The sequence below is a fragment of the Streptomyces sp. NPDC036815 genome (assembly GCF_055609205.1).
Map to the genome: position 1 here is coordinate 107,745 of NZ_JBVJPW010000025.1, position 7,910 is coordinate 115,654.

At 70.6% G+C, this 7,910-nt stretch carries 9 protein-coding genes; 5 read left to right on the plus strand and 4 right to left on the minus strand.

Annotated features, from left to right (window positions below; translation table 11 throughout):
• Positions 1-5 precede the first annotated feature (5 nt).
• Positions 6-2,225 (minus strand): MMPL family transporter, encoded by a 2,220-nt coding sequence (locus tag ACZ69I_RS34290; RefSeq protein WP_467681859.1) that lies wholly within the window; start codon positions 2,223-2,225, stop codon positions 6-8.
• Between the two features lie 471 nt (positions 2,226-2,696).
• Between ACZ69I_RS34290 and ACZ69I_RS34295 the strand changes: the two genes are divergently transcribed.
• From ACZ69I_RS34295 to ACZ69I_RS34305, 3 genes are all read left to right on the plus strand, one after another.
• Complete coding sequence (locus ACZ69I_RS34295; protein ID WP_470836445.1) at positions 2,697-3,407, plus strand: class I SAM-dependent methyltransferase; 711 nt, start codon at positions 2,697-2,699, stop codon at positions 3,405-3,407.
• Positions 3,408-3,520: 113 nt separating this feature from the next.
• Positions 3,521-4,306, plus strand: coding sequence for an arylamine N-acetyltransferase family protein (locus ACZ69I_RS34300; protein ID WP_470836447.1), 786 nt, complete (start codon positions 3,521-3,523; stop codon positions 4,304-4,306).
• A gap of 112 nt (positions 4,307-4,418) precedes the next feature.
• Positions 4,419-4,895, plus strand: coding sequence for a VOC family protein (locus ACZ69I_RS34305; RefSeq protein WP_467681865.1), 477 nt, complete (start codon positions 4,419-4,421; stop codon positions 4,893-4,895).
• A gap of 49 nt (positions 4,896-4,944) precedes the next feature.
• Here ACZ69I_RS34305 and ACZ69I_RS34310 read toward each other — a convergent pair whose 3' ends face one another.
• From ACZ69I_RS34310 to ACZ69I_RS34320, 3 genes are all read right to left on the minus strand, one after another.
• Positions 4,945-5,298 carry a DUF1036 domain-containing protein gene (locus tag ACZ69I_RS34310; protein WP_467681867.1) on the minus strand — a complete coding sequence of 118 codons (354 nt, stop codon included), beginning with the start codon at positions 5,296-5,298 and terminating at the stop codon, positions 4,945-4,947.
• Between the two features lie 4 nt (positions 5,299-5,302).
• A complete protein-coding gene (locus ACZ69I_RS34315) occupies positions 5,303-5,530 on the minus strand; it encodes a hypothetical protein (RefSeq protein WP_467681869.1) in 228 nt (75 codons plus the stop codon).
• A 104-nt stretch (positions 5,531-5,634) separates the two neighbouring features.
• A complete protein-coding gene (locus tag ACZ69I_RS34320) occupies positions 5,635-6,366 on the minus strand; it encodes a class I SAM-dependent methyltransferase (protein ID WP_470836449.1) in 732 nt (243 codons plus the stop codon).
• 151 nt (positions 6,367-6,517) lie between these two features.
• Here ACZ69I_RS34320 and ACZ69I_RS34325 point away from each other — a divergent pair, with 151 nt between their 5' ends.
• Together ACZ69I_RS34325 and ACZ69I_RS34330 are read left to right on the plus strand one after the other, a co-directional pair.
• The gene (locus tag ACZ69I_RS34325; RefSeq protein WP_467681873.1) at positions 6,518-7,351 is read left to right on the plus strand and encodes a hypothetical protein; all 834 of its coding nucleotides are present in this window, start codon (positions 6,518-6,520) and stop codon (positions 7,349-7,351) included.
• Between the two features lie 107 nt (positions 7,352-7,458).
• Positions 7,459-7,910: SPFH domain-containing protein (locus ACZ69I_RS34330; RefSeq protein WP_470836450.1), on the plus strand; the 452-nt coding region annotated here is incomplete at its 3' end.

Genomic DNA, 7,910 nt, shown 5'->3' on the forward strand with positions numbered 1-7,910 from the left:
GTGTGTCACCTGCCCGCGGGGGCAAGCTCCCGGTCCGTCTCGGCCTCGGGTGTCCCCGTGTCACCGAGGTTCTTGTGCAGCTTCTCGCCCTCCACGTCCACGTTGGGCAGGAGCCTGTCCAGCCAGCGCGGCAGCCACCAGGCGGACTTGCCGAGCAGGGCCAGGACCGCGGGCACGATCGCCATGCGGACGACGAAGGCGTCGAAGAGGACGGCGATGGCCAGACCGAAGCCCATCATCTTGATCATGTCGTCGTTCTCCATGATGAAGCCGGAGAAGACGCTGATCATGATGATCGCGGCCGCGGCCACGACCCGTCCGCCGTGCGTGAAGCCGGTCACGACCGACTCGCCGGGGCGCGCCCCGTGGACGTACGCCTCGCGCATCCGCGTCACGAGGAAGACCTCGTAGTCCATCGCCAGGCCGAAGACCACGCCGATCATGAAGATCGGCATCATGCTCATGATCGGACCCGGCTGGTCGACGCCCACGATGTCCGCGAGCCAGCCCCACTGGAAGACCGCGACCACGGCTCCGAGCGCGGCGGCCACCGAGAGCAGGAAGCCGAGCGCCGCCTTGAGCGGGACCAGGATCGAGCGGAAGACCAGCATCAGGAGCAGGAACGCCAGGCCGACGACCAGGCCGAGGTAGGGCAGGAGGGCGTCGTCCAGGGTCTGCGAGAAGTCGATGGTCATCGCGGTCTGGCCGGTGACCAGGATCTCGGAGCCGGTGTCGGAGCCGATGCCGTCGGCGGTCGAGCGGAGCGACTTGACCAGTTCCTCGGTCTCGTGGTCGCTCGGTCCGGTCTTCGGGACGACGTTCATGATGGCGGTGTCGCCGGCCTTGTTGGCCTGGGCCGGGGTCACGGTGGCGACGCCGTCGATCTTGCCGATCGAGTCGCCGACGGTCTTGGCGGCGGCCGCCACGCCGGAGTCCTTGCTGACGGTGACCATCAGCGGGCCGTTGAAGCCCGCGCCGAAGGACTCGGACAGCATGTCGTACGCCTTGCGCTGGGTGGTGTCCGGCGCGGACGTTCCCTCGTCGGGCAGGCCGAGCTCCAGGCTGGCGGCGGGCACGGCCACGGCACCGAGGCCGAGGACGGCGACCAGCAGCACCGAGAGCGGGTGGCGCAGCACGAACCGCGCCCAGCGGGTGCCGAGCTTCGGCTTGGCGTGCGGGTCGATGAGCGAACCCGCGGGCTTCTTGCGGTCCTTGCGGCGCAGCACCTTGCGGCCCGCGAAGCCGAGCAGCGCGGGGATCATGGTGAGCGCGATGAGGACGGCGATCACGACGGTGCCGGCCGCGGCCAGACCCATCTTGGTGAGGATCGGGATGTTGACGATCGCGAGGCCCGACAGGGCGACGACCACGGTGAGACCGGCGAACACGACGGCGGATCCGGCGGTTCCGGTGGCCCGGCCCGCGGCTTCCTCCGGTGCGCGGCCCTCGGCTATCTCCGCTCGGTAGCGGGAGACGATGAAGAGGGCGTAGTCGATGCCGACGGCGAGGCCGATCATCATCGCGAGCGTGGAGGTCGTGGCGGAGAGGTCGAGGACGCTGCCGAGCGCCGCGATGCCGGAGATGCCGATGCCGACGCCGATGAGCGCGGTCAGGAGCGGCATGCCCGCGGCGATCAGCGAGCCGAAGGTGAGGATCAGGACGACCGCGGAGATCGCGATGCCGATGAGCTCGGCGCTGCCGCCCATCTCCTGCTCGGCCATGACGGCGTCGCCGCCGGTCTCGACCGTGAAGCCCGCGTCGCGGGTCTTGTCGGTCGCGTCGGTCAGCGCGTCACGGGCCTTGTCGGTGAGCTCGGTGGCGGCCACCTTGTAGGTGACCGAGGTGTAGGCGGTCGAGCCGTCCTTGCTGACGGTCTGGGCCTTGTAGGGGTCGTCGACGCTCGACACCTGCGGGCCCTTGCCTATCGCCGCGACGAGCTTCTCGACCTCGGCCTTGGGCTCGGCCGAGGTGATCTTCTTCCCTTCGGGGGCGCGGATCACGACACGCGCGCTCGCTCCGTCGGCACTGGCGTCCGGGAAGCGCTTCTCCAGCAGGTCGAAGGCCTTCTGCGACTCCGTACCCGGCATCGAGAAGGAGTCTTCGGGCGGGGCGGGAGCGGCCGAGGAGGCGAAGATCGCTCCGGCCAGCGCCACCACCCACAGCAGCGCCACGTAGCGGCGTCGCCGGAAGGCGAAGCGGCCTAGTTTGTACAAGAACGTAGCCACGGCGAAGAGGGCTCCCGTCGGGTCAGGTGCGGACGACCCTCTGCCGGTGCGATCGGCGCACGTCAGCGGGTCCAGCAGGAATAGCTCCATCCTCGCCGCCGAGCGAGGAGAGCAAGTCCGCCTGCGAGCCGGACTATCGACCCACGGTCGCTGTACTGCGCCGCGCGCGGAGTCATCCCCTGGGAGGAGAGCCGATCTCCCTTTCTCGACCACAGGGTGCAGTCACGTGTCAACGATTTCTGCGTCATTGGCGCGGAACTTTCCCTTCCCCTTTTTACCGCGCCGCCCGCGGCCCATATACCTGCATCATTCACGCATCGACGGCGGTGGCGGGTGCCGGATCCCGCGGCCAGTGGCCTGATCTCGCCGCCCCGGACATCGGTTCCTGTCCGGGAAGCGCCTTGTCCACGGCCTTCGGGCCGAGTGCCATGCAGGGATGAGCGATGTCCTCCGGCAGGCGGTGTGCTGCCCGTGACCGATTCGTACGCCGGGCTCGCCCGCCACTACGACCTCATCATGACGTCCGGCTACTACGACTACGACGCCTACGCCCGCGCCCTCCTGGAGGACATCGACGGCCGCAGAGATCTCCTGGAACTCGGCGTGGGGACCGGCCTCGCCTGTGAGCGACTGCTCGATCTGGACACGGCCGGCTTGCGGATCACCGGAATCGATCACACCGAGAGCATGCTGGCCCAGGCACGCGCCAGACTCGGCGCACGAGCACGACTCGCCGTGCGGGACGTCCTGCACATGGATACGCCGGCCGCCTTCGACGCCGCCTACTCCGTCGGCGGTATCTGGTACGGCGTCGAGGAGGCGGGGCACTTCCGGCTGGGCAGCCACCTCGTCGAGGACGCGGACAACGCCGGCGGGCTGGCGAACGTCGCGGCCGCGCTGCGCCCCGGCGGCCTGCTCCTGCTCGCCGTCCAGCCGATGCACCGCCCCTCTCGGCGTCCGCTGCCCGGCGGACTCGTCTACGCCCAGGAGATACGGGAGGAGGGCGGCGGCAGGTTCACCAAGGACTACTTCGTCCTGCGCGGGGACCGGGTGCTCGCCCACCAGCGCTCCCCCTTCCGCCTCTACCCCGAGGAGCAGGCCGACCGGCTCCTCGCACGCTGCGGATTCGGGCCGGGCTCCCCCGACGCGAGCGGACGGTTTCGCCGGTACGTGCGGCGGTGACCGGTGCCCGGCGCCCCGCCGAAGTCCTACCCGAGTCCTAGGACCGACGGACGGGACGGGCGCCGTCCGGAGCCCGTGTCCGCGGAGGGCGCCACCCCAGCACACTGGTGCCCATGCACTCCGAACAGATCGACGCCTACCTGCGGCGAATCGGCGCCGAGCGCCCCGCCGCCCCCACCACCCGGGCCCTGCGCGACCTGCACGTCGCGCATCTGCGCAGCGTCCCCTTCGAGAACCTCTCGATCCATCTCGGGCAGGACATCGAGCTCACCGACAAGGCTCTGGTGTCGAAGGTCGTCGAGGCGCGCCGGGGTGGCTTCTGTTACGAGCTCAACGGCGCGTTCGCCGCCCTTCTGACGGCTCTCGGCTTCGACGTCACGCTGCTGCAGGCCCGGGTGTTCGGGGACGAGGGGCAGCTCGGCATCCCGTACGACCACCTGGCGCTGCGCGTGCGCACCGAGGACGGGGGCGACTGGCTGGCGGACGTCGGCTTCGGCGCCCACAGCCGGCTGCCGCTGGCCTTCGGCGACCGGGGCGAGCAGGCCGATCCCGCCGGCACGTTCCGCATCACGCAGACGCCGGAAGGCGACCTGGAGGTCGCCCAGGACGGCAAGCCGCAGTACCTCGCCGAGCCGCGGCCGCGCGTACTGGCCGATTTCAGGGGCGGTGCCTGGTACCACCGCACGTCGCCCGACTCCCACTTCACGCGGTCCCTGGTCTGCTCGCTGCTCACCGACGACGGACGCGTCACCCTCAGCGGCCGCACCCTGACCACCACCGCGGCGGACGGCGAGCGGCAGACCACCGAACTGGCCACGGAGGCCGAGGTGCTCGCGGCGTACGAGCGGCACTTCGGCATCGTCCTCGAGCGAGAACCGCAGGTGCGCGAAGCGCGCTGAACCGGGTGACACGAACCGGTCGGCGTGGCGATGAGTTCCGGGCGGTGCGACGGTCCACATAGGCAGACAGGAACGGCGGACTGGACCGCCGCGAACGCGACAGGAGAGCGCCATGCCCAGGATCACGCCCAACCTCTGGTTCGACCTGCAGAGCGAGGAGGCCGCGCGGTTCTACGTCTCGGTCTTCCCGAATTCGGAGATCAAGAACGTCTCGTACTACGGAGAAGGCGCCCCGCGCCCGGCCGGAACCGTCCTGAGCGTCGACTTCGTGCTCGACGGCCAGCCCTATACGGCGATCAACGGCGGGCCGGAGTTCACGTTCAACGAGGCCGTCTCCCTCCAGATCGGCTGCGCCGACCAGAAGGAGGTCGACCACTACTGGACGTCGCTGTCCGAGGGCGGCGAGGAGGGCCCGTGCGGGTGGCTGAAGGACAAGTACGGCCTGTCCTGGCAGGTCGTGCCGGTCGTGCTCGGCGAGCTCATCGCCGACCCGGACCCCGGGCGGGCCCAGCGGGCCATGCAGGCGATGCTCGGCATGAAGAAGCTGGACATCGCCGCGCTGCGGGCGGCGGCCGACGGCACGGCGTAGGGCGGGGAAGGCACAGGTGAGGCGCGGCCACGGGGCCGCGCCCCGCGTCCTATCCCGTGAGGTTGAGGGTGAAGTTCTTGTGATCGCCCACATACAGCTCGCGGAAACCGCGTGGGCTGCCGCCCGAGACGCTGGGCCGCCAGCAGCGGTTGAAGGCCTGGTCCGGCACCTCCGTGACGTGCTGTCCCGCCCAGACAGGGCCATTGTTCACCGCCTCGGCGAGGTAGAACCACAGCGGGCTGTACTGGTTGACGTCGTTGACGTAGACGAGGGCACTGCGGCCCGGGTCGATGCCCCACCAGCCCATGATGCGCGGGCCGGTGTCGTGCAGACAGGTGTTGTCGGAGAAGCCGATCGCCACGTAGACGCGCGTCAGGTACCTGTTGCTGATCGTCAGACCCACGGCCTCACCCCTCCGGCCGGACGTCCCACAGGGGCGGCCCGCCCGGGTCCTCCACCTCACCGGGCGCGTGCCACGCCTCGCCGTGCGTGCTCCCCCCGGAGACCGCCGGGAAGTCCTCGGCCCGGCGGACGAAGGGCTCGTCGCCGATCGCGCCGCGCGGATCGGCGCCCGCGCCCGGTTCACCCGTGGGCCCGGGCGGGCCCGGCAGTCCGGCGTCGTGGTCGTTCCCCATCCGGCACCCCCTGCAAGACGATCGACGGCGGTCCGTCTCCTTCGAGAATGGCCCACACCTCCCGGACCGCACAGCACTCCGGAGCGACCGACCTTCCTACGCCCCTATGCCTTCCTGGCCACGACCAGGCGCCAGTGGGGGCTGCCGTCGGCGCGGCGGCCGAACTCCTCCAGGGGGAGCAGCCGTACGTCGAATCCGGCATCGACGAGGTCCTCGCGCACGCCGCCGAGCGGAAACGTCCGGTAGTACATGACGAACCGCGGGCGCCGCAGCAGGTTGCGCACGCGCATCACACCGTCGAAGGCGCGCAGCCCCCAGTACCAGGGCGAGCCGAAGGGCTGCGGGGCGCCGATCGGGAACGCGAAGAGGCCGCCGGGGCCCAGCGCCCGGTGGACGCCGGTGAACAGGGCCGGGCGTTCGGCGGGCAGGAAGTGCCCGAACGCCCCGAAACTGACGGCGAGGTCGTATCCCCCGGAGAAGGGGAGAGCGCGGGCGTCGGCACGGACCCAGTCGAGTGCGGGGCCGCCCGGGCCGGGCACGGGCACCGTGCCGGCCGCGGCGGCCAGCATGCCCGCGCTGAAGTCCACACCGGTGACCCGTTCCCGGCAGAGCGGCAGCAGTGCTTCGACCCCCGCGCCGGTCCCGCAGCACACGTCGAGGCCCGCGTCGAAGGGCCCCAGGGGCTTCAGCGCGTCGGCTGTCGCCGCCAGGAACCGGCCAGGCGTACGGAAGGGGGTCCGGTCGAACTTCGGGGCGAGCAGGTCGTACCCGTGCTCGGTGGACGAGAACGCCTGAACGGCGAGCTCACGCAGCGTGGGGCCCTGGGAGGAGAACATCGGCTCCAGGGTAGTCAGGGCGCGGCCGCGCGGGCCGCCGCCGGGGTGGTGTCGTGGCCGGATAGCGTCACGAGGTCTATCGGGGGGCGGTACGGGTCCGGTAGAGGTTCACCCCTGCCCCAGACCCGTTCCTCGCTCCCGGAGGTGCTCCATGGCCACAGACCGGCACAGGACAAGGACCGCATCGGGCAAGACCCGATTCGACGACATCTACGACCAGCCGGACCCGCGCACCTACTTCCGGACACTGGCGCCGTACGAGTACGAGATCCCGCAGCACGCCCAGGCGGTCTTCCGCCGCACCCGTGAGCTGCGCGCCCGCCTCGCCGACGACGAGGGCCCCGTGACGGTCCTCGACCTGTGCTGCTCGTACGGCATCAACGCGGCGCTGCTCAACCACGAGCTGACCCTCGCCGACCTGTACGCGCACTACACCTCCGAGGAGGCCGCCGCGCTCACGCCGGACGAACTCGTCGAGCGCGACAAGGAGTTCTACGCCTCGCGGCGGCGCCCCGACGCGACCCCGGTGATCGGCCTGGACCTGGCGGCGAACGCCACCCGCTACGCGCTGGACGCGGGGCTGCTCGACGAGGCGTACGCGGAGAACCTGGAGCGGCATCCGCCCAGCGACGGGCTGCGCCGCGCGGTCGCCCGCACGGGTCTGATCACGGTCACCGGCGGTATCGGCTACATCTCGCACCGTACGTTCGACGCGCTGCTCGACTCCGCGCGCCGGCCGGTGTGGGTGTGCGCGTTCGTGCTGCGGACCGTGCCCTACCGCCGCATCGCCGACACCCTGGCCGCGCACGGCCTCAGCACCGTGACGGACACCTCGCGCACCTATGCGCAGCGGCTCTTCACCAGCCCCGAGGAGCGCCGCGACGCCGTCCGTCAGGTGATCCTCGCCGGTGAGGATCCCACGGGGCACGAGTCGGACGGGCGCTATCACACCCGGCTGCACGAGTCGCGACCGCGCACGGAGTGACCGATGTCCTGTGGTCGAGTCCCGGGGCGCCCCGAAGCTCGACCACAGGACATACCTGGGCATATCGTTAAGGCAGTGGTCGGCTCAAACCTCCAGGGGGTCGCGCCATGGTCCAGGAACTGCTGACAGCGGGCGCCGCGGCCGCCTCGGGCTGTCTGCTGTACGCGATGGCGGCGGCTCGCGTGATCAAGCAGTACGAGCGGGGTGTGGTGTTCCGTCTGGGCCGGCTCTCCGGCCAGGTGCGCGGTCCCGGTTTCACGATGGTGGTCCCCGGCATCGACCGGCTGCGCAAGGTCAACATGCAGATCGTGACGATGCCGGTGCCCGCGCAGGACGGCATCACCCGGGACAACGTCACGGTCCGGGTCGACGCGGTCATCTACTTCAAGGTCGTCGACGCGGCCAACGCCGTCGTGGAGGTGGAGGACTACCGGTTCGCGGTCTCGCAGATGGCGCAGACCTCCCTGCGCTCCATCATCGGCAAGAGCGACCTGGACGACCTGCTGTCCAACCGCGAAAAGCTCAACCAGGGCCTGGAGTTGATGATCGACTCCCCGGC

Coding starts and splice junctions, on each gene's coding strand:
- ACZ69I_RS34320 (WP_470836449.1), bottom strand. CDS start 6,366: ATGTTCTCCTCCCAGGGCCCCACGCTGCGTGAGCTCGCCGTTCAGGCG.
- ACZ69I_RS34315 (WP_467681869.1), bottom strand. CDS start 5,530: ATGGGGAACGACCACGACGCCGGACTGCCGGGCCCGCCCGGGCCCACG.
- ACZ69I_RS34300 (WP_470836447.1), top strand. CDS start 3,521: ATGCACTCCGAACAGATCGACGCCTACCTGCGGCGAATCGGCGCCGAG.
- ACZ69I_RS34325 (WP_467681873.1), top strand. CDS start 6,518: ATGGCCACAGACCGGCACAGGACAAGGACCGCATCGGGCAAGACCCGA.
- ACZ69I_RS34305 (WP_467681865.1), top strand. CDS start 4,419: ATGCCCAGGATCACGCCCAACCTCTGGTTCGACCTGCAGAGCGAGGAG.